At 51.6% G+C, this 24,349-nt stretch carries 21 protein-coding genes and 1 tRNA gene; 9 read left to right on the forward strand and 13 right to left on the reverse strand.

Annotated elements, in window-relative coordinates; all coding sequences use genetic code 11:
* Nucleotides 1-25: 25 nt before the first annotated feature.
* The 5 genes from AC2Q8J_RS14550 to AC2Q8J_RS14570 form a co-directional block, all read right to left on the reverse strand.
* The gene (locus AC2Q8J_RS14550) at nucleotides 26-1,309 is read right to left on the reverse strand and encodes a YncE family protein (protein ID WP_286839699.1); all 1,284 of its coding nucleotides are present in this window, start codon (nucleotides 1,307-1,309) and stop codon (nucleotides 26-28) included.
* 138 nt (nucleotides 1,310-1,447) lie between these two features.
* Nucleotides 1,448-2,572, reverse strand: a complete 1,125-nt coding sequence (locus tag AC2Q8J_RS14555; protein ID WP_286696147.1) for a CaiB/BaiF CoA transferase family protein — start codon at nucleotides 2,570-2,572, stop codon at nucleotides 1,448-1,450.
* 105 nt (nucleotides 2,573-2,677) lie between these two features.
* Nucleotides 2,678-3,193, reverse strand: coding sequence for a DUF2939 domain-containing protein (locus AC2Q8J_RS14560; protein WP_374973764.1), 516 nt, complete (start codon nucleotides 3,191-3,193; stop codon nucleotides 2,678-2,680).
* Between the two features lie 182 nt (nucleotides 3,194-3,375).
* On the reverse strand, nucleotides 3,376-4,053 hold the full coding sequence (locus AC2Q8J_RS14565) for a response regulator transcription factor (RefSeq protein ID WP_286696145.1): 678 nt from the start codon (nucleotides 4,051-4,053) through the stop codon (nucleotides 3,376-3,378).
* Nucleotides 4,050-5,663 (reverse strand): sensor histidine kinase, encoded by a 1,614-nt coding sequence (locus AC2Q8J_RS14570; RefSeq protein ID WP_486451635.1) that lies wholly within the window; start codon nucleotides 5,661-5,663, stop codon nucleotides 4,050-4,052. Before AC2Q8J_RS14570 ends, AC2Q8J_RS14565 begins: the two co-directional genes overlap by 4 nt.
* Nucleotides 5,664-5,797: 134 nt before the next feature.
* Here AC2Q8J_RS14570 and AC2Q8J_RS14575 point away from each other — a divergent pair, with 134 nt between their 5' ends.
* Nucleotides 5,798-6,382 (forward strand): hypothetical protein, encoded by a 585-nt coding sequence (locus AC2Q8J_RS14575; RefSeq protein ID WP_288364070.1) that lies wholly within the window; start codon nucleotides 5,798-5,800, stop codon nucleotides 6,380-6,382.
* 74 nt (nucleotides 6,383-6,456) lie between these two features.
* On the forward strand, nucleotides 6,457-7,185 hold the full coding sequence (locus AC2Q8J_RS14580) for a hypothetical protein (RefSeq protein ID WP_486451636.1): 729 nt from the start codon (nucleotides 6,457-6,459) through the stop codon (nucleotides 7,183-7,185).
* Between the two features lie 41 nt (nucleotides 7,186-7,226).
* Here AC2Q8J_RS14580 and AC2Q8J_RS14585 read toward each other — a convergent pair whose 3' ends face one another.
* The gene (locus AC2Q8J_RS14585) at nucleotides 7,227-8,027 is read right to left on the reverse strand and encodes a hypothetical protein (protein WP_486451637.1); all 801 of its coding nucleotides are present in this window, start codon (nucleotides 8,025-8,027) and stop codon (nucleotides 7,227-7,229) included.
* 90 nt (nucleotides 8,028-8,117) lie between these two features.
* Nucleotides 8,118-8,288, reverse strand: coding sequence for a hypothetical protein (locus AC2Q8J_RS14590; RefSeq protein ID WP_486451638.1), 171 nt, complete (start codon nucleotides 8,286-8,288; stop codon nucleotides 8,118-8,120).
* 311 nt (nucleotides 8,289-8,599) lie between these two features.
* On the opposite strand from AC2Q8J_RS14590, the gene AC2Q8J_RS14595 reads away from it, so the two are divergent.
* The 4 genes from AC2Q8J_RS14595 to AC2Q8J_RS14610 all read left to right on the forward strand — a co-directional run bounded on the left by AC2Q8J_RS14595 (nucleotide 8,600) and on the right by AC2Q8J_RS14610 (nucleotide 13,925).
* The gene (locus tag AC2Q8J_RS14595; protein ID WP_486451639.1) at nucleotides 8,600-8,977 is read left to right on the forward strand and encodes a helix-turn-helix transcriptional regulator; all 378 of its coding nucleotides are present in this window, start codon (nucleotides 8,600-8,602) and stop codon (nucleotides 8,975-8,977) included.
* A gap of 186 nt (nucleotides 8,978-9,163) precedes the next feature.
* Nucleotides 9,164-11,560: an integrase catalytic domain-containing protein gene (locus AC2Q8J_RS14600; RefSeq protein ID WP_486451640.1), complete on the forward strand. Its 2,397-nt coding sequence runs from the start codon at nucleotides 9,164-9,166 to the stop codon at nucleotides 11,558-11,560.
* Nucleotides 11,557-12,633, forward strand: a complete 1,077-nt coding sequence (locus AC2Q8J_RS14605; protein ID WP_486451641.1) for an AAA family ATPase — start codon at nucleotides 11,557-11,559, stop codon at nucleotides 12,631-12,633. The genes AC2Q8J_RS14600 and AC2Q8J_RS14605 overlap by 4 nt, the downstream gene beginning before the upstream one ends.
* Entirely contained in the window at nucleotides 12,630-13,925 is a 1,296-nt protein-coding gene (locus AC2Q8J_RS14610) for a TniQ family protein (protein ID WP_486451642.1), read from the forward strand. The genes AC2Q8J_RS14605 and AC2Q8J_RS14610 overlap by 4 nt, the downstream gene beginning before the upstream one ends.
* A gap of 71 nt (nucleotides 13,926-13,996) precedes the next feature.
* Here the strand turns inward: AC2Q8J_RS14610 and AC2Q8J_RS14615 are convergent, their stop codons facing one another.
* The 4 genes from AC2Q8J_RS14615 to AC2Q8J_RS14630 all read right to left on the reverse strand — a co-directional run bounded on the left by AC2Q8J_RS14615 (nucleotide 13,997) and on the right by AC2Q8J_RS14630 (nucleotide 17,226).
* Nucleotides 13,997-14,641, reverse strand: coding sequence for a hypothetical protein (locus AC2Q8J_RS14615; RefSeq protein ID WP_486451643.1), 645 nt, complete (start codon nucleotides 14,639-14,641; stop codon nucleotides 13,997-13,999).
* A gap of 28 nt (nucleotides 14,642-14,669) precedes the next feature.
* Nucleotides 14,670-15,737, reverse strand: coding sequence for a hypothetical protein (locus AC2Q8J_RS14620; RefSeq protein WP_486451644.1), 1,068 nt, complete (start codon nucleotides 15,735-15,737; stop codon nucleotides 14,670-14,672).
* Nucleotides 15,730-16,776, reverse strand: a complete 1,047-nt coding sequence (locus tag AC2Q8J_RS14625) for a PD-(D/E)XK nuclease domain-containing protein (RefSeq protein WP_486451645.1) — start codon at nucleotides 16,774-16,776, stop codon at nucleotides 15,730-15,732. The genes AC2Q8J_RS14620 and AC2Q8J_RS14625 overlap by 8 nt, the downstream gene beginning before the upstream one ends.
* 373 nt (nucleotides 16,777-17,149) lie before the next feature.
* A tRNA-Ile gene (locus AC2Q8J_RS14630) sits at nucleotides 17,150-17,226 on the reverse strand.
* A gap of 169 nt (nucleotides 17,227-17,395) precedes the next feature.
* Here AC2Q8J_RS14630 and AC2Q8J_RS14635 point away from each other — a divergent pair.
* Genes AC2Q8J_RS14635 through AC2Q8J_RS14645 form a run of 3 tightly spaced genes read left to right on the forward strand, consistent with a single transcriptional unit; the run spans nucleotide 17,396 to nucleotide 21,881 of the window.
* Nucleotides 17,396-19,264 carry an adenylate/guanylate cyclase domain-containing protein gene (locus AC2Q8J_RS14635; protein WP_486451646.1) on the forward strand — a complete coding sequence of 623 codons (1,869 nt, stop codon included), beginning with the start codon at nucleotides 17,396-17,398 and terminating at the stop codon, nucleotides 19,262-19,264.
* Nucleotides 19,265-19,284: 20 nt separating this feature from the next.
* Entirely contained in the window at nucleotides 19,285-19,656 is a 372-nt protein-coding gene (locus AC2Q8J_RS14640; protein ID WP_204996664.1) for a response regulator, read from the forward strand.
* Complete coding sequence (locus AC2Q8J_RS14645; protein WP_486451647.1) at nucleotides 19,653-21,881, forward strand: ATP-binding protein; 2,229 nt, start codon at nucleotides 19,653-19,655, stop codon at nucleotides 21,879-21,881. Before AC2Q8J_RS14640 ends, AC2Q8J_RS14645 begins: the two co-directional genes overlap by 4 nt.
* Before the next feature lie 4 nt (nucleotides 21,882-21,885).
* On the opposite strand, the gene AC2Q8J_RS14650 is transcribed toward AC2Q8J_RS14645, so the two are convergent.
* Entirely contained in the window at nucleotides 21,886-22,305 is a 420-nt protein-coding gene (locus AC2Q8J_RS14650; protein ID WP_486451648.1) for a hypothetical protein, read from the reverse strand.
* A gap of 175 nt (nucleotides 22,306-22,480) precedes the next feature.
* Nucleotides 22,481-24,268, reverse strand: a complete 1,788-nt coding sequence (gene rpoD / locus AC2Q8J_RS14655; protein WP_204996667.1) for an RNA polymerase sigma factor RpoD — start codon at nucleotides 24,266-24,268, stop codon at nucleotides 22,481-22,483.
* Between the last annotated feature and the right edge of the window lie 81 nt (nucleotides 24,269-24,349).

Here is a 24,349-nt window from a genome sequence, read left to right on the forward strand (position 1 = left end):
CGACCGGGCATTGGCGGCAGCGGCGTTATTGTGGGTTGGCGAGCAGTAGCTGGCCGGTGCGAATGCGCTGGGGATGGTTGCCGACGGGAACACTGGCGACCTGCTCGGCGGTTTCGAAGTCGATGACGACCACGCGATCCTGCTCGCTACTGGATACATAGCAGTGTCTGCCGTCTTCGCTTTCTGTTGACCAATACGGCTTGGAGCCCAGCGGCTGCTCTGACAGGGTAACGGTCTTGTATTCGAAGGTTTCTCGGTCAACGATCGCGGCATAGCCGGACATGGTGGCCGCGACGCAGAGCTTGGTGCCAGCGTGATTCAGCGCCAGCCCGTGGTGGGCGGAATTAAGCTGGTATTTGCGCAGTGGCAGGGCGGCGATTTGTGGCGGCACTGGCAGGTCGATGTGACGGGTGATGCGGTGCGCCTTCAGGTCGTACTCGAAGAAGCCATGAAAGAAAGAGATTTGCAGGTAGGCGAAGCTCTCATCGGGCATTACCGCCATTGGCCGCACTGCTGAGTCCACCCAGTCCATGCCGTACTCTTCGAGCTTTTCGCGCATATCAATGGTGTTGAGCACCTCGTAGCTGTTGGCGTCGGCTATCACAAAGCGCCGCTCGCCCTTCAGCCAATCCAGCCAGTCAGACGTGGTGGGGACGAACACGCGGCCAATCGAAGCGTGATAAATGCGCTGGCCGTCTTTGGAGTAATTGCTTTCATGGGGCTGATCGCCGGGATAGAAATTGTCGACGATCTCGCCGGTGGCGGTATCAATGGCGTGTACAACGCCCCCGGTTGAGGCGGAAATCAGGAAAATACTGCCATCCGGCGACAGCGCTGCGTGATCGGAACGCACACCCTTCACTTTGGTGCGCCAGGCAATTTTCCCGGTCAGCACATCCAGGGCGATGGCATCGGCAAGGCTGGGGCGCGACACATAGAGGTAGCGGCCATCTTTAGATGGAAACAAGTCGTCGACCAACTGGTCGTTGCCTTCACCAATTACGTGGCGAATAAAACGCGCGGCAATGCGGCGGTACAGGCTGTCATTAATTTCGGCGAAGCGCTCGTCGATATCCGGCACTAGATTAAAACGCGCCAGCACGTCAAAGGTCTCCGGGTCGAAAACTTCGGCCGTTCCATCCCAGTTGCTGCCGACAACAACGGCGTTGCGCAGCGTGGTGGTGTCGGGGTCGATCGGCGTGTTTGCCGCCAGCTGCGGGCCTACGGGGCTCAACGGCCGGGAGAGAAGAAACAGTGCGATGGCAACCACCACCAGCAATGACAGCAGCAAAGTCTTAAACAGTCGCATGATGAAACCCTTTAGTTATTAGTCAGGCGCAGCAATCGCGCTTTCGGGCTGAATCATATCAAAAGGGGAGGTGTGTAATTGTCGCCTTGGTGACAGTTCGCCGAGTGTCGCTAGGGCATTAGGGCCTGTTAACTGGCCCTAGGTTGCTCCCGCTTGCTTCATGGCCTCAGGGTCGAGGCCCAGGCTGGATAGGATGTCGTGATTATCCGCCCCCAGTACATGGGCCTGGTGGGGCACGTCCGGCTGGGTGCGGCTAAAGCGGGGGGCGGGGGCAGGCTGCTGTACGCCGTCGATATCAAGCAACACCCCGCGCTCGCGAACATGCTGATGCTCCGCCACTTCAGACATTTTCAGCACTGGGGTTACACAGGCTTCCTTACCGCTGAATTGCTCGGCCCATTCGTCGCGGCTGCGGGTTGCCACCGCGGCAGCTATTTTGGCTTTCATCTCTGGCCAGTGTTTTTGGTCCATCTGGTGGGGGAGCGCTTCTTCACTAAGGCCGAGCCCGCTTAGCATCGCCGAATAAAATTGGGGTTCTATCGCGCCGATGGCAATGTACTCACCGTCTGAGCATTCATAGGTGTCGTAGAACGGCGCCCCGCCATCGAGGATGTTGCTGCCGCGCTGCTCCTGCCAGAAGCCGGTTTGCAGCGTCGAGAAGAAGGTGGCCATCAGTGTGGTGCTACCATCTAAGATCGAGGCGTCGACGACTTGCCCTTTCCCCGAGGTTTTGGCCTCCAGCAGCGCGCAAACCATGCCGTAGGCAAGCAGCATACCGCCGCCACCGAAGTCGCCGACTAGGGTGAGAGGCAATATCGGCTTACCTCCCTTTTCGCCTATTGAATACAGCGCACCTGAAATGGCGATGTAATTGATGTCGTGACCGGCCTCGCGCGCCCAGGGCCCCTGTTGTCCCCAGCCGGTCATACGGCCGTAAACCAATCGCTCATTGATTGCGGTTGCGTCTTCTGGGCCGATGCCCAGTTTTTCAGTAACGCCCGGGCGAAAGCCCTCAATCAGGCCGTCTGCCGACTCGCACAGCTTTAGCGCCGCATCGATGCCCTGGGGGTGTTTTAAGTTAAGGCTGATGCAACGTTTGCCGCGATTCATGAAGTCCAGTTTGGCGTCGAGCGGGAAGGTCGGCCCTGTTGGCCGTTCAATGCGTATGACCTCCGCACCCATGTCGGCCAGCAACATACCGGCAAAGGGCCCGGGGCCAATGCCGGCAATTTCTATTATTCGCAAGCCTTTGAGTGGTCCCATGAAATGGCTGACCTCGAGTAATCGTTATTATTTTTCGTGTCTAAAATGCGCTATACGCAGCGCTCAGCCTGTACCCTCATCGCCGGCTTAGCAAGTTACGAGGCATTAAAAATTCATAATAATATTGGTCAGTTTCCAGCCCAGGTTGCGCCGGCTTAATACGAAAATGCCTTGCTCTGCAGTGCCTTCATGCAGCGTGATATGAAAGGTGTCCCAGGCGGCGTATGCCAATTTGGCATCTTTAAACGTTTCTCTGAATTCTGCTTTTTGCGCCTCTTGTTGCTCGCGGCTTTTGGCTTGCTGGCCCTCGTTGGTGTCGAGCATGCGGCCAATGGCTTCCGGGGTGATGAACGCATCCACCATAGAATTGACGACCACCGAGCCAAATGCGGCACCCATGGCGGCAAAGGGGTTGTCATTGCCCGCGCTGGCGAGCTGCTGCGAAAGGGAGGCGTTTAACTGGCTTTTTACGTTTTCCCGCAGGATCGGGAATTCGATGTTTTCGGCCAGCGCCTCGGCATCCTTGTTTTCTGCAGACGTGAACAGTTGGTATGCAGTGAGGTAGGGCGATGCGGCGACATACGCAGCGAATACTATCGCAATGACGACAACTTTCTTCATGGGGGGCTCCATTAAAACACGCGGCGCTCGCATCAGTGCCTGGCCACTTCCTGCCTGGCTGATTTGCGCACGGGGCGCGCATTGTAAACAAAGATACGTTTCGGCACGACTTTGGCCAGTTCCCGGCAATGCCGTGAGAGTCGCGAAGATGGCGATGGCTGAACAGCCGTCGGGGAGGCGTCCTAGTCGTTTACCGGGCTGAGCAAGCGATAGCCCACGCCGCGCCGGGTCTCAATGATGGACGTCGCGCCCGCTGCGCTGAGCTTTCGGCGCAGTCGGCTGATATACACATCAACAACATTGGTTTCGGGCTCCGCTGTGCTGGGCCACACGCGGCTCATGATTCGTTCACGGGACCAAAAACGGTTGGGGTGGCGGGCTAACAATTTAAGAAGGTCGAATTCCAGGGCAGTGAGGGGCACGTCCACCCCGCGCAGCTGCGCAGTATGTTCCTCGGTGTTAATGGACAGGTCTCCGCATTGCAGCTTGGGGCTTTCAACCTGGGGGGCGGCTCGTCGCACCAGTGCTTCCACGCGCGCAAGCAGCTCCTCAAAGTCGAAGGGTTTTCCCAGGTAGTCATCGGCGCCGGCGCGCAGGCCGTCGATGCGCTCATCCACGTCGGCCAGCGCAGTGAGCATAATAATCGGCACGCGGTTGCCTTTGGCGCGCAGCTGACGGCAAAGTTCTACGCCATCACCACCGGGCAGCATGCGGTCGAGGATAATAAGGTCCACGTCTGTTGCGGCGGCGAGCCCACTTGCCACATTTTCCGCAATCGAGCAGGAATAGCCCTCCGAGGACATGCCTCGCGAGATCATTGCCGCCAGTCGTTTGTCGTCTTCAACAATTAACAGCTTCATGGTCGTATTGGTAAGGTGATGGTCATCGTCGTGCCGCTATCGGGGTGGCTGTCTGCCCGGATATCGCCGCCGTGGGCCAGTGCGATCGCTTTGGCAACTGCCAGGCCCAAGCCGAGCCCTGCACTTTCACTGTTGTCGCGACTATTGGCTGAGGTGCCGCGGAAAAACCGGTCGAAGATATAGGGCAATTCCTGGGGGTCGATGCCCGGCCCCTGATCTTCAACGGTGATTACAACGCCTTGATCTTCGCGTTTTGTTTGCAGGTGAATGCATCCCTGTGAGGGGCTAAAGCGTCGGGCATTGTCGATGAGAATTACCAACAGCTGACGAATTCTTGCCGGGTCGAGCAGTAAATCGTGAATGGCAGGGTCAAGGTCTGTGTGTATCGCGACGTGATTATCGGCCGTTAGCACACTCGACTCTTTGGCCACGCTTTCCAGTAGCGCATTAAGCGCCACGTTTTCGCGCATTAAGCGAATTCGCTCGGCGTCTGTTCGGGCGATAAATAACATGTCGTCAACCAGTCGGCTGAGGCCGATAGACTGCTCGAGCACAATGGCCAGGGCATCCTGATAGTCTGCTTTGGTTCTGGAGTCGCCACGCAGTGCAACCTGTGCCTCACCGCGAATGACGGTGAGTGGGGTTCGCAACTCATGGCTAACGTCGGCGAAAAATTGCCGCCGCACATTGTCCGAGCGCTCCAGCGCTTGGTTGGCCTCCATCAATTCTCGCGTTCTGGAATCCACGGCCTCCTGCAACTCGCGCTCGGTGCGTGCCTGCTGGGCGGTAAATCGCGCGAGGCGCTCAGCCATCGTGTTGAAATTGGTGCTGATCTGATTGAACTCCGCATCGGGGGTGGATGGAATGCGGTAGTCAAATTTGCCGTCAATCCAAAGGTTGGCCGCGTGGTTTAGGGTATCCAGCGGCCGCGCAATCCCTCGCACCAATACCCATGCCATTGCCAGACCCAGCACGGTAGTAATCAGTACCAGCCCAACGGCAACGCCCAGCGCTTGAGAGTGAACGCTTTGAATCCGGTTGTTCATCAGCGCAACGACCGAGCGCTGACGTGCCAGGGCTGCATTCACTTGTTCGCGAAATCCGACGTCAATGCGCTCCTCCAGGATCGCGTCAACGCGCTGTGAGCGTTCGGAGCTGGGCGGTAACTGCAGTGCCGACGTAAAGTCTCGAATGATCAGGTCGATAAGCTGTTCCAGTTCTACGGTGTCCTCTACCGCGCCGGGTGCAAATTCCTCGCCTATTGCGTCGCGCTGTTCTATCTCCAGTGCTTTAATTTTGCCCAGCGATTCCGCGATCGCTTGACGCTTGTTGCGCACCACACTCTGGTTGGCGGTGCTGCCCAGTAGCACTTCGTCGGTAAGTTGTTTGAAAAGCCGATATGTGTGAACAGAAAGCTGCAAGTGTTCGTTCAGTAAGTCTTGTGCGAGGTTGGCTTGATGGATGTGGCGGTCGGTGGCTTTAACCGACCAAATAGACAAGACCGCGGCCAGTAAAACCGCAAGCGTTGAAAACGCGACGACGACGCCAATTTTTGATCGATAAGTCATGAACACAACGATAGCACGTTCCCGGTGGCTTGGTGTTTTCATACGCGGCGCTGTTCATGTTCGGTTCATCTTCTGAACAGGCGCAGTTCATCGAACTCTCCTTAATATTCATCTCGAGGCGCGGCAATGACCGCCGAGCGTGTTACTAAACCATCCGGAGATGAATGATGAGAACCATGAAATCTAACAAACTGGGCAAAGGGCGCTTTACTGCCAAAGCGGCTACCGCGGTGATCGTTGGATCAGTCGCGCTGGGATTAACTGCCTGTAGCCAGACAGAGGCCGGTTATAAAAACTCGGCGGCAATTTCTAAAGCGGATGTTTTGGCCGCGCAAAAGGCCTGGGGTGACGGCATCGTAGCGATTGGCGATGTTTATGAAGAAGGTGGCGATTACGCTGCCCGCGCCAGTGAGCACATCAGCAGCCTGTACTCCTACGGCAAATCTGAAGTGCTGTTCAAGCCGACGCTCGCCAGCGATCAGCAGTTCCGCGATAGCTTCGGTGGTGCACTGTCTTACTTTGTAGGCGGTGAGATAGAAGAAGACAAAGGCTTCGCTATCAAGCCGTGGTCGAAGGTGCGCTTTGGCGAGCAGCAAATCATTACCGACTCCGACTCGGCGGTAGCGATGGGGAACTACTTCTTCACGCCCGAGGGTGCGAGCGACGAGGTGAAGGTGGAATTTACCTTTGGCTATGTTCGCGATGAAGACGGCAACCTGCGCATCAATGTGCATCACTCCTCGCTGCCTCACAGTGGCTAATGAGAGGCTAGCAACCCAGGCCACCCCGCATACTTGCTATGCGGGGTGTTTCAAGTAGCGAAACCGGTGACGTGATGAAGAGTAAACTCCCCCAACTTAGTTTTTTGCTCGTCAGTGCACTCGCGAGTACGTCGATATATGCCAACACCTCGTCGGTGTTTAGTCCCGATGTAAAGCGCGGTGACACCAGCGCCGAATACCGCGCCAGTCATGTACCCGCTGACGGTTCGCGTGGCGGTGAATTCAGCCAGCGCGTACACCTGCAGCATGCCTTTAACGACACTTGGCGGCTGCGCTTTATCAGCGCTCAAAGTAAAGATGCCGGTGAAGATTTCGCCTTCGACTACAGCAGGCTGGAGCTACAGCAGCAGTTGCTGGAAAGCGAGCATGCCGGTTGGGATGCCGCGCTGCGTTATGAGCTGCAATTGGGTGCCAATGGCAATGCGCCCGATCGCTTCCGCGTTGCCGCAACGGGAAAATGGGACTTTACCAGTGGCTGGCAGTTCAGAGCGAACCTGCTGCTGGGTAAGGAGTTTGGTAGCAATGCCGACGATGAAACGTTGCTGGAAGCGCGCAGCCAGATTACCGCGCCCTGGCAGGGCATGCGCGTGGGCGTAGAAGCCTTTAACGATTTTAACTACGACAGCGGCGTGATCGCCTACAACGAGCAAGACCACCAAATAGGCCCCATTCTTAAAGTCAAAGCGGCAGGCTTCTCCATTACCGCCAGCTATTTGATGAGCGCGTCAGACGCCGCGGATCAGCACAATTTTCGCCTGCATGTGTCCAGAGCAATTCACTAGCGTATTTGGGTGAGTCGCAAGCTTTAACAGGGCGCTCGTGTTCATGACGCCATAAGCTGGCCGGGCTGGTGCACTGAAGTTTGGCCATGTCCATACAGAAACATGGCTTGGCCTACGTCCCAGAGCTCTATACAGTTGCCAATCGAAATATATAGAAAAATAAATATGGAGATGAAAAGGCATACTTTCGCGATGGTTCTGGCGTATTTCCGAAGCCAGGCTCTGTCTGAGATATAAAATTCAGATTGCCAACGAAGGTACATGCCGGGGAGTATGAAGGTTGTGGAAGCTAATACAGTGAGATGAAGTCCTGAGATGAATTCGCTTTCACTGTAGGCAGCTCCAGCAACTCCAGTCGCGAAAAATCCCAGCATGAAAAGAAGATTTGATGGTCCCTTGAAGATGAACGTGACGTATTTTGCTGCGTTGTTAATTTCATTATGCTTTTCTGGATTTGCCGAATATAGATAGAAAAACACGAAGAATCCTAAACAAGCTACCGCAAGATCCAGAAGAATTTTATCAGCCAAAAAGTCTTCTACAGAAAATATTTCCGTCAATATTGGATGGACTTCCGAATACGTAATTAAACTGCTGATGAATGTTGTGTGGTATACCGGCATGAAGTACTTCAGGCCAATGATAAAGCAGATTAACCAAGAGGACGCATTTGAAGTTGAAAGGATTTTCTTTCGGTTGCTATAGAGCCACTGAAATATATTAAAAGTTCGATTGATGGAGTGCGAGCTTCTCATTTTCATCAAAGTGTTCGCATGGGAATCTTTAAGTTCCTGAGGTTTTGCAGCTTTTTGGGCTGTGGATATTAATCTGTGAATGCGCACTTGTCGAAGCCTAAGTCCAATATTGGTTAAATATTCGAAAGTGTGGTGTTCTAAATAATCCGGCAATCGTTTTCAAGCAGATACCTATTACTAATCAAGAGGGAAGTTTTCCTTTTCATAATTCTCGACTTCATCCATCAAAGAAATTAGTTTCTCTCTTTCAGATGAGCTTAGATCAGTATCATCTTTATCAAGGAGAAGGAATAGGGCTGCTAGAGCGGCTTTATAATCATCATCGCTGTTTATTTGTGATTTTTTCATGTCATAACCTTTAGTAATTATGGTTCGTAAAATTGAGAGAGTAAATTTTTCTATTACATTGTAAACCTCCTTAAATATATAGTGGCTTGTTTAAGCGATGACTTTTACTGCGATGGGACAATTGCGGTGCTTATCAACAGTGTGGAGTTCGACACTTACATATAGAATGTTGGCAAAACGCCATTTTATGTCAACAAAACGACCAGTTTTGTATCGGTAATCTATTGATATATATGAATTATACTTGATTATGCCTTTACTTTTAGGGTTCTCCGATTTAGTTTTAAATAAACCTGATCGGAGAAATATCTGTGACTCCTTTTGGTCATTTTATTGAAAGTCGCCGTCGATCACGCCGATTGAGACAATCGGATTTGGCTGAGATGATTGGTGTCAATCCAAGCTACATTTCCTCAATCGAATCGGGGCGGAAAGGCCCTCCTTCGAAAGCCCTTCTGCTAAAAATTATTGAAGCGCTTTCTTTGTCTTCTGAGGAAGTTACGAATCTCTATCTTTCCGTTGAGCAGTCTCAGCGCGTCATTCGATTGCCAGAAAACACAAGCGCGGAAGAGTGCCGCGTTTTATCCAGTTTTGTAAATCGGCTCGGTTCGTTGAGTCGGGAAGAGTTGACGATAATTGGAAATCTTCTCGTCTTGGGTGAGAAAACTGCTAAGGAGGTAACGCTATGAATTAGAAACAAAAAAACCGAAACCAATTGCTTGGCTTCGGCTTTCTTGGAAGGTGATACCTTCGGTCTCGTAGCCTCAGTATCCCTCCCTGAATGCCCCTCGTCAAGCCCTTCGAATCACGAATTTAGGTTCGCGGGTTAGTTGCGTCTGAACGCATCGAAAATCCGCGTAACTGAGGGGATAGCTATGCTTTCAGAAAATGAAATAAATGGGTACATCGACAATCATTCTCTTGCTGATACCGCTGTTCAGTACATGAGCGACGTTAGAGCTAGAGATGCTTCGAGGATGGTCGGCACCCATTCAAAACAAAACCTCTGTTCCTGGATACCGTCGAAGAAAATGGGGCACACCATATCTGTGGAAAGCCGCGGCCCCGAAAAAGCGTTTTTTCTTTTGTGCGAATACGATGATCGAGTTTTAGAGTATTGGGATCAGCCAGAACCAGTGAAGGTGAAGAGAACAGATAAGAACGGAAAGTTAAGTCGTGGTTACTACACGCCGGATGCGCTGATTCTTGGTGATAAGGGGCCGCGAGTGGTAGAAGTTAAGCCACTGGATTATGTTGAAAAGCTCGTAGCAGATTGTTCTCCAGATTGGGAATGCCTCCCTAGCGGGGCATACCGCTACAAGCCTGCTTACGAGGTATTTTCCGCTCTCGGTCTAAGGCATGAGGTTTTTGTCTACAGCAATGAGCTTGCCTACAAAGTGGCGAATATCGAATTGCTTTTGCAATCTCGCGATGTGGAAAGTTCTTGCGTTGATGCCGAGAAAAAGGTTGAAAAGGCATTTCAAAATGGATTTTTTTTCACCTTAGATGAGTTGCGTGAGCAGGGAGGCTTTGAGTCGTGCTTACCGATTATCCAGCTGATTGATGAGGGGAAGCTCTATGCGGACTTGAACGCCACACTCATTTCTTCCCCTGAAGGGTGTGTGGTCACTCGGCAAGAACAGACACTACCCCATGCATTAGATATTTTCGTGGCAGGAAAGATTGCCTCAGTAGGCAAGGTGTCGGCGCTAGGGGTGGGGAAAATGCCCAGCGAAATTGCCGCTGCTCGGGCATTGAAGAGACTTGAAAAATTACAGAGTGATGAAAACAGTCGCTCTCAGCGCCGGGATCGGGCGCTAGTCAAGCTTGGTAAGGCCAACGGCCTTTCAGAATTTCAGGCGCTAATTCCCCAATACCATAAGTCCGGTAATAGGCTCCCCAAAATATCGGGAGTAGTGAAGCGTACCCTTCTCAGTTATTTGCTGGATGACCATATTCATATGCAAGGTCTTTCGACCTACCGCAGTTACACCCGTTACCTAGTTGCAGCAAGAGAATCACACCCGGCATTTGAGCCTGTGTGCAGAACCACGTTCTTCAAGGAAATTAAAAAGATACCCTCACACAAAAGGGCGATGGCTACGGGAGGGCGAAGAAGTGCCAATGCGGCTGCGGCACCTTCTGATCCTCTGCAAAGATCACTGAAACCGCAGATGCCTTGGCAGGTTGCTGTAATAGATCATTATAAGGCGGATGTATATCTTGTGCTGGCCGATGCCAATGGCGTTCATTACGTTGCTCGTCCTTGGGTGTCGATGATGCTGGATCGGTATTCGGGAAAAGTGCTCGGTTTAGCCGTGTCGTTTACTGATCCATCAAGAAGAGCTGTTTGCAAAGTCATTCGCGACTGTGTGAGACGTCATGGACGTCTACCTTCGGAAATCATCAGTGATAGAGGAAGCGATTTCAAATCTGTGTACTACGAAGCCTTGCTTGCTCACTATCGGATTACTTACACGCTCAGGCCCACAGCTCACGGGCGATATGGGGGTGAAATAGAAGGCATCTTTGGTGAATTTAAGCGTCAGTGGCTTTGCCAACTTACTGGCAACCTTACCAATTTCCAAAATGCGAGGGCTGTGGACGGTGAAAAACGCCCTGATAGGTGTGCAGTTCTTCGCCCTCATGATTTTATTAGTCATCTTCAGAGGTTCGTGTCATGGAGAGACCGGAAAAATCGAGGGGTTTCTACAACCTCTGCACAGCTAAAATTTGAAAACCCAAGTTTGGGCGTACACCTCTACGGTAGGGAAATTTCATACGATGAAGATTTTATCTTGGCTACAGCGGTCGAGACTCAGAATTATAAAGTCGATTTTCAACGAGGCATCCACATCGACACCATGTGGTATTGGAATCCGGCTATCTTACACGTCGAGGGGCGGAAGTCTCATTTGGAAGTCAGGATAGATCCCGAAAATCCTCATGTGATTTATGCCTTGGTCTCGAAACAGTGGATGCCATGCTTTTCTTCCCAGGCCAATACTTATTCTTCCAAAGACCCCATTTCTCAACTGATTGACGGATTGCTAATTAGCGAGGGTCGAGCGGCTCGCCGCAGGGCATTTGAGGATGCCGATATCGAAGCTGTACATAAAATTGCTGAACTGGACGAGTGCGCGGGCGTTGAAGACAGTGTAGCGGTGGCTTGGGTAGAGGCGGCAAGCGATAAAGAAGAATCTGTATTTGATGCGCTCAGCGACGCCGACATTCAGGTATTCAGAGCGGAGAACTGGGGGGATTCGAAATGAATAGCAGAATTGCCTCTGTAGAGCGTCTCAATAATCTGAAAATCAGTCACCGGAACTGGAAATCAGCTCTTTCAGAATCGTTTACGTTACTGACAATGGCGAGTCCTGGCGATGTGATTGCGATAACTGGCCCGTCAAGGGCCGGGAAGTCGCGGCTGATAAGCGAACTATCAGGCTTGCTTGTTGAGCCTGGCTCCTTTGAAAAGCATGGCCACCTGCCTGTCGTAGTGGTGAATGCGGTTAATTCAGGCCCCAATGGTACATTTTCCACCAAGGCTTTTACTTTGAGGATGTTAGATGCTGTCCGCCATCCAACATTGTCTACCGGGGGGAGCCACTTCGATATCGACCCCACCGCTATGAAGGTTCATCGGGCCACCGAGGCCTCACTGCGCCTGGCTTTGGAAAGGGCTTTTCGAGCCAGAAAAACGCGTTATTTGTTTATTGATGAGGCTCAGCATGCGAAATATGCCAGCAAGACGGCACAAGGTAGCTATGCGATCCTCGACTCATGGAAATGCCTGGCCCACGATGCTGGGCTTATTCTTGTAATCGTCGGTGCGTATCCCGTCTTGCAGATCCTGCAAAAGTCACCCCATCTCCTGGGGCGTAAGTCTCAGGTACATTTGCCGAGATACTATGCTACTGAAGCGGATTTGCGGGAGTTCGGAGCAATTGTAGCTACCTATTTGCGGGCATTGCAGTTACAAGATGAGTTTCCAGCCGCAATGACGCATCTCGAAATTCTCTATCAAGGCTCATTTGGCTGTATAGGACTGCTCAGGAAGTGGTTGATCGAAGCTGTGGCGCTCTCTGCCGCGCGGGATGTACCAGTATCTATAGACCTGCTTCGTGAAGCACGTCCTTCAAAAAGCGACCTTGAGAAAATCGCCAGTGAAATCCGGGAAGGCGAAGCCTATTTCTCATTTGACATGGAGGTAGGTAGAGATCGAGCGCCTTCTTCGCGCCCATCGACTAGCGATTCAACTGCAAAGAAAAGAGTAGGTAAGCCCTTCCAGAAGAAACCTCGTCGTTTGAAACCCGGAAATCGCACTACGGGGGAGAACTTATGACACCCCTATTCAAAATCCCGCTCGGAGGCGCAGGTACTGTCGATACAGAATCCTTTGCTTCCTACCTCTACCGCATGTCGTTTGAGCATGGTCTATCTGTCGGGGAAATGCTCAAGCACTTATACCGTAATGCTGGGGAGGTTGTTGCACGAGAAATCAAGCTACCTAAGCGACCGTATGGGATTAATCCTTCCTTCTGGGCTAGGCCAAGCCGAGCGACCCGCTCTTATGTGCGAATGGCGGAAGTAATGACGGGCTTAAATTTGACGCCGGGAACCTTGTGGTTCATGGACAAACCTGTTGGGCGTTCCAGAAATGAGATTGTATGGGGATTTAGATGGTGCCCAGAATGTTTGCAGGAGATGCAGCAGGTTGGCCAGGAGCCGTATTTCAAGCTTGTTTGGCATCTCAGTGAGATCTCGCACTGCCCCCATCACCGAACTCCCTTCATGCGCCGGTGCGGGAGTTGTGGGAATGATCAGACTACATACAGAAGAAATAGACCAATTCATTTGTGCCAAGAATGCGGGGCAGAACTGTCCATGCGATCTCATGCACTTCTACCAGAAGATATAGCTTGCTCATGGATGGCAACCGGATCGGATATTGTACGACTACTTGATGATTTGTCAGGGCGTGAGACTTACTGCTTGCCGGACGACGGAATCATCCAATCGCTCAACCAGCTTTACTACTTCTATATGGTGATGGGCCGAAAAGAAGAGTTTGCGGGGATGTTCGATGTGGAAAAAGTCGTCGATATAATCGAAAAACGCCGAATGGTGAGTCTGAAGCTCGCCCGTCGCTTTGCATACCGCTTGGGTGTGTCGCTATACACGCTACTGAATGGGGATGTACTTCAAGGCTCAGAGGTGCTTTCTTCTAGCTGGGTATGTACGCTGCCTCGTGGGTTCGCCTCAATAGATCATAAAGTTTCACATGATCATGAGCGCCTCCTGGCTGACCTCAAAAAAATACTAGCTTCCAGAAGACCCTGTCCGTCCAAAAAGCAGCTTGCAGCAACACTAGGTGTTTCTATCGGCTATCTCGAATATCGGTTTCCGGCGCTCACCGCCGAAATCGTCGCGAAACACCATGAGTTGGCGGAGAAAGCGCGTCTAGACCGCAAGTTAAAAGCAAAACAAGCTGCGCTGAACTATTTTGTCTCGCCTTCATACACGGGCTTACCGAAGTCACGCAAGCAGGCATATAGGGTGCTAAGGCAAGAAACTGGTCTACCCAAATTTATGTTGAAAGCGGCCATCAGCGAAGCGCACGAAATTTTCCAGTAATTTCTAAATGAGATTTAGTCAAATTGTTCGCATATCGAGCTTAGCGTGGTATTTCTCCAGATTTTATCGAACTAAAAACTTATACTTTGAGTGAATGCATGAAGAATGGTGTCATTGTGCTTTTCCTTATCAAAAATTGCTGAGCCTGCTGAGGTTATTGTCAGAACAGACTCGCCCTCGTGCGAGAATAGCAAAAAAACGAGACGGTCGAGTTTGTATTTTTTTTCGCCATATACTCTTTTAAGCTCTCGATATGCATCGTTATCAGATATTATTTCTAATTTTGCTGTGCTCTTTTCACTGAATGGTATTGAACTTGCCTTTAAGCTGGATACTTTGGAACTTACTTGGTTGTTATTTTTAATTGTCATGTAAAACTTCTTTAGATCAAATTGATATTTCTCTACCGATAAGCTGTTGAATATCTTTCCCATATGATTTAGAAACGACTTAAGGGACGCGGGAGGATTCTCTATTTGAATAATATAAATAGATTCATTAAAATTTATGATTTCAAAATTTATATAAAGATACTTTATGCGCTCGATTTTTTCCGTTTCCCCATTAGGATAATCTATCTGCTCATACACTCTCTTTTTCTCAATGAAAGTGGCCGCAAAATGATCGTTGTTCAGGCAGCTAGATGTAATGCCAATGCCCTTGCTTTCTCTATAAGGAATATCGTTAACGGCACTTGCTATATCCTCAATGCTCATTTCGATACGAGTAATAAGGAATCTGATTCTAGTTTTCATCATCTGCCTCATTTTGCGCGTTGAATACTGCTTTTTTTGCAATCCTGGCTGACGCTTCAAGCTTTCTCAGCATTCGAGTTTCATCAAACGCTGATAGCGGAGACGGGTCCTTTGTGTGTTCTCCTCCTTCAATGTAGCGCCTAAATCCTCTTGCGATATACGCAAAGTTTGTGCAGGTCTCTGGGTCGTTAAATTGAGCTTGGAAGTGGTAAATGTCGGAGTTAGCGAGGTTGTCTTCGATCATTGACCAGGAAATCTTATACACAAAGAAACCTTTACGATAAAACTGCTTTAACTCTCCAGATCTAAGTATGCCTTCTCCATTTAGTGAAGCTTTCTTAACATGCACACCAACTTCACTGTCATCTCCCGTGTCGGGGTTGTAGACGGCGACATCGGATACGTCGTATAGCGCTAATCCTTCAAGTCCATTAATGAGTTTGTCAAAAAATTCAATTTTTGATTCAACATTCTCGATGCCACGCAAATTTATTGTTTCAATCTCTAAAGTATCATCGGATGAACTTTCAAGCTTAGAATTAATAATCTTTGTTATTTCCTCGACGTACGAGTTGTCAGGTGCTCGAATACTAATTCCTTCTTCATTTTCTTCGATAGCTATGAGTGCTGTCTTATTTACAAGTTGTTTGAATTCTGGTTTATTGTAGTCGTAATAACTGTATGATATTTCTATATTTATTGATTTTTCATGGGTGGTAAAGTCTATCGAGTTGTCAATGTCTTTTCGCTCTGAGATTAATTCTCGGATCGATTCTTCAATTTCTGATATTTTAATTTTTGATTTTGTAAACTCAGATCGGTTTCGTTCTCGGTGAGAGCCGGATGATATCCTTTCAGATATAAAATTGTGATCGAAGTAATCATGGTTAAGTCGGCTGAAGTATTTTGCAATGCTTTCCTTGTCAAGTTTATTTGGTTTTATTATTCCTCGAGTCCAAAATAAATCTTGTAAGGCTTGCTTAGACATTTTATGTTGGCACAAGGCATCGAACAACGCCTTGTCAGAGGCGCAATATAAACTCCCTTTTTTAATCATCTATCCTCCAAGCCAGAATCCCTGGGCTGTAATTTGGGGATGTTTGAGGTATTATTTCAAAATCTATTCGGTCGAGATCATTTTTTCTGTGACCATCTAATCCCCAGTCAGAAATGTATATGTTCTTTGCTCTTTCATAGTTGCTTCTTATTTTTTCATCATGATTAAGTGAGGCGGCGCGTAATTTAATTGTGAAGCCGCTACTTAGAATTTGTAATCTTGATAATATGTCGAATATATAAACAAATTCTTTGTCAGTTGAGCCGCTTTGGTTGTAGTAAATCACGTATCCAGGTGGCGTAGCGTCGTAAAGCTTCTCGGTTTCACTGCTGTAATGCTTTACAGGCCCATGTTTTAGAATCATGTATGGTGAGCAAAGCGTTTCAAGCGTTGCTGGGTATTTTTCAGAGTCGCCGTGTGCTTTGTGTAGAACTAAATCTGGGTAAAGAAAAGAATAGTCGTTTTTGGGTAATTCATCGTTGGCTATAAGTCCCTGTAGATCCCTAACTACGGAGTAGAGGTATGTGATTCGGGAGGGGTCTAATACATGAATAATACTGTCCGATGTAATAGGAATATCTCCTAGCTTTAACTTGGCTAGGGTTTCAAGAAGGTTGGAGTCGTAATTTTTATCCCAATTATAGATAAATAATAGAGACCTAATCTCATACGCCTCCTGATCAAGAACATATTTTCCCTTCCATTCAGCGCTTCCTTTCGCGCAATCTAGTGTTTTGGATAAAGATACCAAGGCCTTTCTAAGTTCTGCAGGTTTTATACTGTCTTTCTTGTAACTTTTAAGATCAGTATTCAGATATACGAAATGGTTTAAATATGGGTCGAAGTACCGAAAAACAGTATCAACGGGATGCTTATGATTCGGGGGCGCGTCTTTTGGCTGCTTGGTTTTATGTATTTCAGGTTTATGACATTTGAAGTTCTCATCCATAATTGGGATTTTTTCCCACTTGAACCAATCAAAAATCTCTTTAGAAACTTTGTTAGCGATTTCTGCGATATTTGCTGTTTCACCCGCCATGGTTCTTGGTGTCCATTCCTATAGTGTATGACTCAATTTGTCTGAACAGATATTCGAAGGTTTGCTACTCCCACCTCCGAGTCTTGTTTGGATATATGCTGGTTAAAAAGTGATCAGCTTGGGTTTTGCGTCTTAATAGTTATTTTACGCAATATAAACTGCTATTGATGTTCAATCAATTTGACTTAGATCGAATCTAGGTGGAATAGGCTCGTATTTGTGGTTTAGGGCTCCAGTCTGAATAGGGCTGCTAAATTAAAAAGGCGGTATTTGGTTGTAATGGCCAAGATATGCTGGCAGTGACACTATAGTTTGGCCATTCCGGCCAACTTATGGTTTCGCGAACAGCTCGCCTAAAGAGATTGGATGTGGATGGTGGGCCCGGACAGACTTGAACTGTCGACCTGCCGATTATGAGTCGGATGCTCTAACCAACTGAGCTACGGGCCCTGGGAAGGTGGTTGCCAAGCCGCCTTTGATGCCGGCTTTTGACCAAGCGCGCATTATAAAGAGGCCTTGTCTGCAATGCCAGCGACAGTCGTGCGCTGGCGTTATTCTCTGTGTAATTTTACAGCGGTGCTGCCATAATTGGCCTAACCACGCTGGCGCGGAGTCTATTTTGAAAGATCAACAACGCATAGAGAAGGCGTACCTGGACGATGTTCGCCAAAGCTTGTATGCCTCTTTGGCGGCGATGCGCAGCCGCTTGTCCTCGGTGGTTGCTGAGTTGCAGGGCCAGCCCGATGTGCTGGCAGATCTGGAGCGAGTGGTCGGTGCTCTGCAAGCGCTGGAGGCTTCCCTCAGCGCTGCTGGTGAACACGATGACGACACGGCACTGGCGAGGCTTCGTCATGACCAGCGCAATCATATCGGCGTGGTTGAAGGCTACCTTGAAATTGTATTGGATGACTTGGCCGACGATGCACCGCAGGCAGTGGCATTGCGAGAAATTGCTGACTTATCCCGACAATTCCATGTAGCGCTGGAAAAATTTCGCCGCCCCAACCAGCAAAGCGATGATACGGATCCGGTCTCGGCAATATTTAAGAGTTTTCGCCGAGGTTTATCGTCAGGGCCGCGCAGCGCCGAGCCGGCGACGATTTTGGTGGTCGATGATAACGACAGTGGGCGAGAGCTTATCGCGCAGCAATTGCAGCGCCAGGATTATCTGGTGGTGGAGGCGGCGAGTGGCGAGCGCTGCCTGGAGGTTATGCGCAGCGCCAGGCCCGACCTCGTGTTACTGGACCTGGTGATGCCGGGCTTGAATGGCTACGAGGTACTGCAGGCAATTCGCGATGATGAGGAGCTGCGACGCATTCCGGTGGTGGTGATCAGTGGTGTGCAGGATGAAGTTGGCGCGATTCATTGCATCGATGCTGGCGCCAGTGACTACCTGATCAAGCCCGTTAACGCCACGCTGCTGAACGCCAGGGTGTCGGCGCTGCTGGAGCGCAAGGCCTGGCAGGATCGCGAACGGGAGTATCTTGCCGAGCTGGAGAAGAGCCAGCGGTTTATCCGCAAAGTGTTTGGTCGCTACTTATCCGATGAGATCGTTCAGCGCCTGCTGGATGATAACGATGGGCTGACGCTGGGCGGCGAGCGTCGCCGTGTGACAGTGTTGATGGCTGACATTCGCGACTTTTCCACCATTAGTTTGCAGTTGGAGCCGGAGCGCTGTGTAAGCCTGCTGAACAACTATCTGGCGGTGATGACTGAGGTGATCCAAGCCTATCGTGGCACGGTGGATGAGTTTGTTGGCGATGGCATTCTGGCCGTTTTCGGCGCGCCGCTGCGGGAAGATGACGACGCCGACCGAGCGCTGGCCTGCGCAGTGGCCATGCAGCAGGGAATGGCTAAGGTGAATGCGCGCAATGTGGCCGAGGGCCTGCCCGCGATTGAAATTGGCATCGGCTTGAATACCGGCGATGTTATTGCGGGCAATATCGGTTCCGAGTTGCGCAGTAAGTACGGTGTGGTGGGGCACAATGTGAACCTGACCTCGCGTATTGAGTCGTGCACGGCTGCTGGCCAGATCCTCGCATCGCCCAGCACCCTGGCATTTAGCCGTGTTGAAGTACTGTGCGGCAAGCGCATTAGCGTATCGGTGAAGGGGCTCGATGAGCCGTTGGAGCTCAGCGAAGTGCTGGGTGTTGGCCTGCCTTATGACCTGTTGCTGGAGGGCAGAGACGAGCTGTGGCACCAGTATGCGCAACCGATAGCGATGCATATGAGCGTGCTGGTGGATAAGCGTTTGGGGTCTGAGCGCCTCCCGGTAAGCCTGCATGCATGTCGCGATAATGCGCTGTTAGTGGCCTGCGACACAGCGCTGCAATTGCCGGTCGATGTCTGCTTGTTTGGTCCCGACGATACGCTCTCTCTGTACGGCAAGATTGTCGGTAAAGAGGCGGGAAACTACGAATTGAGAATGACCGTTAACCCCAGTTTGCACGCGCAGTTGTTGGCGCTGGATAGCCGCGACGCTAAGTAAGCCGATTAAAGAGATGTGATATGGCCACCCTGTTGTTGGTAGAAGACAATGAAATGAACCGGGATATGCTGAGCCGGCGTTTGCAGCGTCGCGGATACGACGTGTTGCTTGCGGTAGATGGCCAGCAAGGTATTGATATGAGCCGGGAGCATGGGCCGGACCTGTTGCTGTTGGATATGAGCTTGCCGGTAAAAGATGGCTGGCAGGTGGCCAGAGAAATGAAGGCCGATCCGGCGCTGCAGGGCATTCCATTAATAGCGCTCACAGCTCATGCCATGGCCGACGACCGGATGCGGGCAATGGAGGCGGGTTGTGACGACTACGATACTAAGCCGGTCGACCTGCCTCGCTTACTCTCGAAGATTGATGCCTTACTCGGGTCCGGCGAATGAGTTTTACACGCCGCCTGACCTTTTCATTCGTCGCAATTTTGCTGCTGTCTCTTGGCAGCGTACTCGTGCAGGTGTGGGGCAACGATAGCCGCCGCCGCAATGTCTGGCTGCTGCAAAGCGTGATCAATACCCAGGCAGAAATGAATGCCTTCAGCCAGCAGCTCTACGGCCTGCAGCGAAAAATGCGCGTGGTCGAAGCGCTTAATCAGTCTGCAGCCAACCAGCAATTGAGCGAAAATGAGCGCAACGAGATTTTGCAGGCCCTTGAGCAATTGCGCGCTTTGCAGCGCCAGCTTAGTCGCGACCTGAAGGAATTTATGCGGCCTGAGGATTTTGCGCCGCTGCGCGTGGATACGCTGCTGGATGGGTGGCAGCGCTATGTGATGGCGACAGAGCGCGGTGACGGCGATGCCGAGGCCCTGCAGGCCCCCAGTGAGTTGGCGGAGTATTACCTGCGCATCAGCCGTCAGCTGAGCGAAAACGAACTCCTGCTCCTTATTCGCTCTGATGAGATCAATGCCAAATTGAAGGACATTGTCAGCCTCACTAACAAAGTGGCGCTGGCGGTGTTTTTGCTGGCACTGATCGTGACCTTCGTACTCGGGTATTACATGACGCGCTATACCCGTCGCTCTATCCGCCAATTGCAGAAAGGCACCGCTGAATGGGGTAGCGGCAACTTTAACTACCGCATTGCGGATATGGGGCATGACGAATTCGGCCAGTTGGCAACCTCCTTTAACGAGATGGCGTCCAACCTGCGCAATGCCATGGCGCGGGTGCGCGAGGCCAGCCGCCGCGCCGATGCTGCAAACCAGGCGAAAAGCGGTTTTCTGGCGAATATGAGTCACGAGCTTCGCACGCCGATGAACGCGATTATTGGCTATTCGGAGATGTTGCTTGAGGAGATCGAGGACGACCCTCAGCTCCCGGCCGAGCAGCTTCAAGCGGATTTAGAGAAGGTGCAGCTGGCCGGTAAGCACTTACTTACGTTGATCAACGATGTACTGGATATATCCAAGATCGAGTCCGGCCGCATGGCGGTGTTTTGGGAGACGGTGGAACTCACCTCGGTGCTGCGCGATGTTGAGGTAACCGCTCAGCCATTGGTCGCAAAAAATAATAACCGCCTTCACTGCAGTTATCACGTGGAGGAAACACCGCTGCGCACTGATGTCACGCGCTTGCGACAAGTGTTGCTGAATTTGCTGAGTAACGCTGCCAAGTTCACCCGCGGTGGCGATATTCGCTTGAAAGTCTGGGCGGAGCAAGAGGCGCCCGACGAGCTGTGCTTTGAAGTCTCTGACAGCGGCATTGGTATGAGCCAGGAGCAGTTGGAAAAAGTCTTCGACGCTTTTGTGCAGGCTGACTTGTCGACAACGAAACAATATGGCGGCTCAGGCCTGGGCTTAACCATTTCGCGCAAATTTGCCGAGCTGCTGGGCGGCAGCCTGAGCGCGGAGAGTCGCGAGGGGGAGGGCAGCCGCTTTTTGCTTAAACTGCCTGTTAACGGTGAGCAAAGCAGCGCGATGCAGGCCGCGGTGGTCGGCGAGGAATTGGCCGATGTGCTAGTTATTGATGACGACAGTAATACTCAGGAGATTGTTCGCCGCCACCTGCAGCGAGAGGGCTACGGTGTGCGCCTCGCTAGCTCCGGTGCAGATGGCTTGGCGCAGGCTCGCCAGCAGCGCCCGGACCTGATTGTACTCGATGTGATGATGCCGGTTATGGATGGCTGGCAAGTGCTGCATGCGCTGCGCAGTGACGTAGAGCTGAGCTCGGTGCCGGTGCTCATGCAGTCGATGTTGAACGAGCGCGACCTCGGCCTGTTGCTGGGGGCCAATGAGTATCTGGTGAAACCTGTGGAGCGCGACGAACTGACGGCGGCGGTGCGCGAGCTGATTCCTGCGGGCGCGGCCGGGAACCTTATGCTGTTGGAGCAGGGTGGAGTGCTGGCGAAGGTGATCGCCAAGTCGCCGGGTGCGCAATATTGGCGAGTGTATCAAGCGGAGTCGGTTGAACAGGCGCGCAGTATGCTGGCGGAGCGGCCGTGGCAGTTATTTGTGGTGGGGCCACATGCCGACGAGCAAGGCGTTGGTGAGTTTTTGTCAGAGCTGCGAGGCGGTCAGTGGCGGTCCGTGCCGATTATGCTTGCGCGAACCGAAGAAGACACCAGTGTACTTGAGCAGCAGTTGGCGCTTTATTTACGACGCGCGGGGCAGTAGGGCGTTATTGCAGCGACAGCTGGCGGAGCTTGTCCAAGGCCAATTGCAGGGCTTCAATTTCTTGCTCAAGCTGTTGCTGGCGCTGCTGAGAAATGTCTGCCTGCCGCTGGGCCTGCTCCAGCAAAATTCGAGCTTCAAGGGCATAGCCAAGTGCTTCAAACAATACGGTCTGTTCGTTCTGACGGCCGTTATGCAACACATTGAGCTGATCCAGGCTGCGGGTGGCGCGCGCGGTGCTGGCGCGTGGGTTGTCTTTGTTCAGGTAAAGCAGGGTTAGGTAACTCAGTGCTTGCTGGCGGATGCGGGTGGCGTTGCGCGGCTCGTGTGCGAGGGTGCTGAGTTGGTCTTCGGCCACGTAAAAATGACCTTTGTTGACGAAGTTGATTGCGGTTTGCAGGGCCTCTTCCAGCTGCTTTGCTTGCACTGCATGCTCATCCATAACTGGCGGAGCGGGTGCTTCTTCCGGCGTTGATCCGCAAGCGGTAATAGCGAGCGTCAGGCAAACGGTAACATGGCGTAATGTGCGAGCTAACAAGGTCGTTCTTCCGCTGTTTTCGGGGCTGACAAGGGCGGCTCGCAGGAGCCGCCGCTACAGAGCTTTACTCGTCGAGGAAGCTGCGCAGATGATCTGAGCGCGTAGGGTGACGCAGTTTACGCAGTGCCTTGGCTTCAATCTGACGAATCCGCTCACGGGTAACATCGAATTGTTTGCCAACCTCTTCCAGAGTGTGGTCGGTGTTCATATCGATACCGAAACGCATGCGCAGCACCTTGGCTTCGCGGGCGGTAAGCCCTGCCAATACATCTTTGGTTGCTTCGCGCAGGCCTTCACCCGTGGCCGAGTCTACCGGCGAGGAGATCGTGGTGTCCTCAATGAAATCGCCCAGATGCGAGTCTTCATCGTCGCCAATTGGCGTCTCCATGGAGATCGGCTCTTTGGCGATCTTCAGCACTTTGCGAACTTTATCCTCAGGCATTTCCATGCGCTCACCCAGCTCTTCTGGGGTCGGCTCACGGCCCATCTCTTGCAGCATCTGCCGAGAAATACGGTTCAGCTTGTTGATGGTTTCGATCATGTGCACAGGAATACGGATAGTGCGCGCTTGGTCGGCGATTGAACGGGTAATCGCCTGACGAATCCACCAGGTGGCGTAAGTTGAGAACTTATAGCCGCGGCGGTATTCGAATTTGTCTACGGCCTTCATCAAGCCGATATTGCCTTCCTGAATCAGATCCAGGAATTGCAGTCCGCGATTGGTGTATTTCTTCGCGATAGAGATAACCAAACGCAGGTTTGCCTCAACCATCTCTTTCTTCGCGCGACGCGCTCGCGCCTCGCCGATAGAGATGCGACGGTTGATCTCTTTAATGTCGGAAATTGTCAGGTCCTGGCGCTCTTCAATGGCCGCAATGCGCGACTGGATGCGCGCCAGCGTCGGCTTGTAGTCGGCCAGTGCCGGGTATTTGCTGCTGTGCTCGTCCACCCAGTCAGCATTGGCTTCGTTGCCCTGGAAGCTGCGGATAAACTCCTTGCGATCCATGCCGACGTTTTTCACGCAGATCAGCATAATTTCTTTTTCGAGCGCGCGAATTGAGCTGAGCGTGGTGCGCACTTCTTCAATCAGCGGGTCGAACATGGAGGGCGTCAGTTTGAAGAACTTAAACAGTTCGCCCAGTGCCGCCAGCTCTTTCGCGGTTTGCTTGCTGTAGCGACCGTGTTTGGCAATGCTCTTCTCGACTTTGTCTTGCTGTTTTTGCAAGGCAGTGAAGCGGACGCGAGCCTCTTCTGGGTCGGGGCCAGAGCTGGTTTCTTCATCGTCATCGCTGGACTCTGCTGCGGCAGCGGCCTGCGCCTGCGGCGAGGGCACGTTGTCGGCGGGGTCGAGGTAGCCGCTCATGATATCGCCCAAGCGGCGCTCTTCGGCGGCAACTTTGTCGTACTCAGCCAGTACGCTTGGGACGATGCCTGGGTAGTAGGCCAGTGCGGCCATCACATCGCGGATGCCTTCTTCGATGCGCTTGGCGATAACGATCTCGCCTTCGCGCGTCAGCAGCTCGACAGTGCCCATTTCGCGCATGTACATGCGAACAGGGTCGGTGGTGCGCCCCGTTTCAGTTTCCACTGCGGCCAGTGCGGCGGCAGCTTCGGCGGCGGCGATGTCGTCAGAGGAGTCGCCGCCGGTCATGATCAGTGTGTCTTCATCCGGCGCATGCTCAAAGACCTGGATGCCCATGTCGTTGATCATCTGGATGATTTCTTCAACCTGATCCGGATCGGAGATGTCCTCGGGAAGGTGGTCATTAACCTCGGAATAGGTCAGGTATCCCTGCTCCTTGCCTTTGGCAATGAGTTGTTTGAGGCGCGATTGATGAGTGGAATCATTCATTCTTGCAAAATACTCGTAGGTGCAGGTGAAAAAACAGCCGCGTATTATACCTCAGCTGTATGGTCTACGACCAGCAAAAAC

This window comes from Spongiibacter sp. C9W (assembly GCF_057370015.1).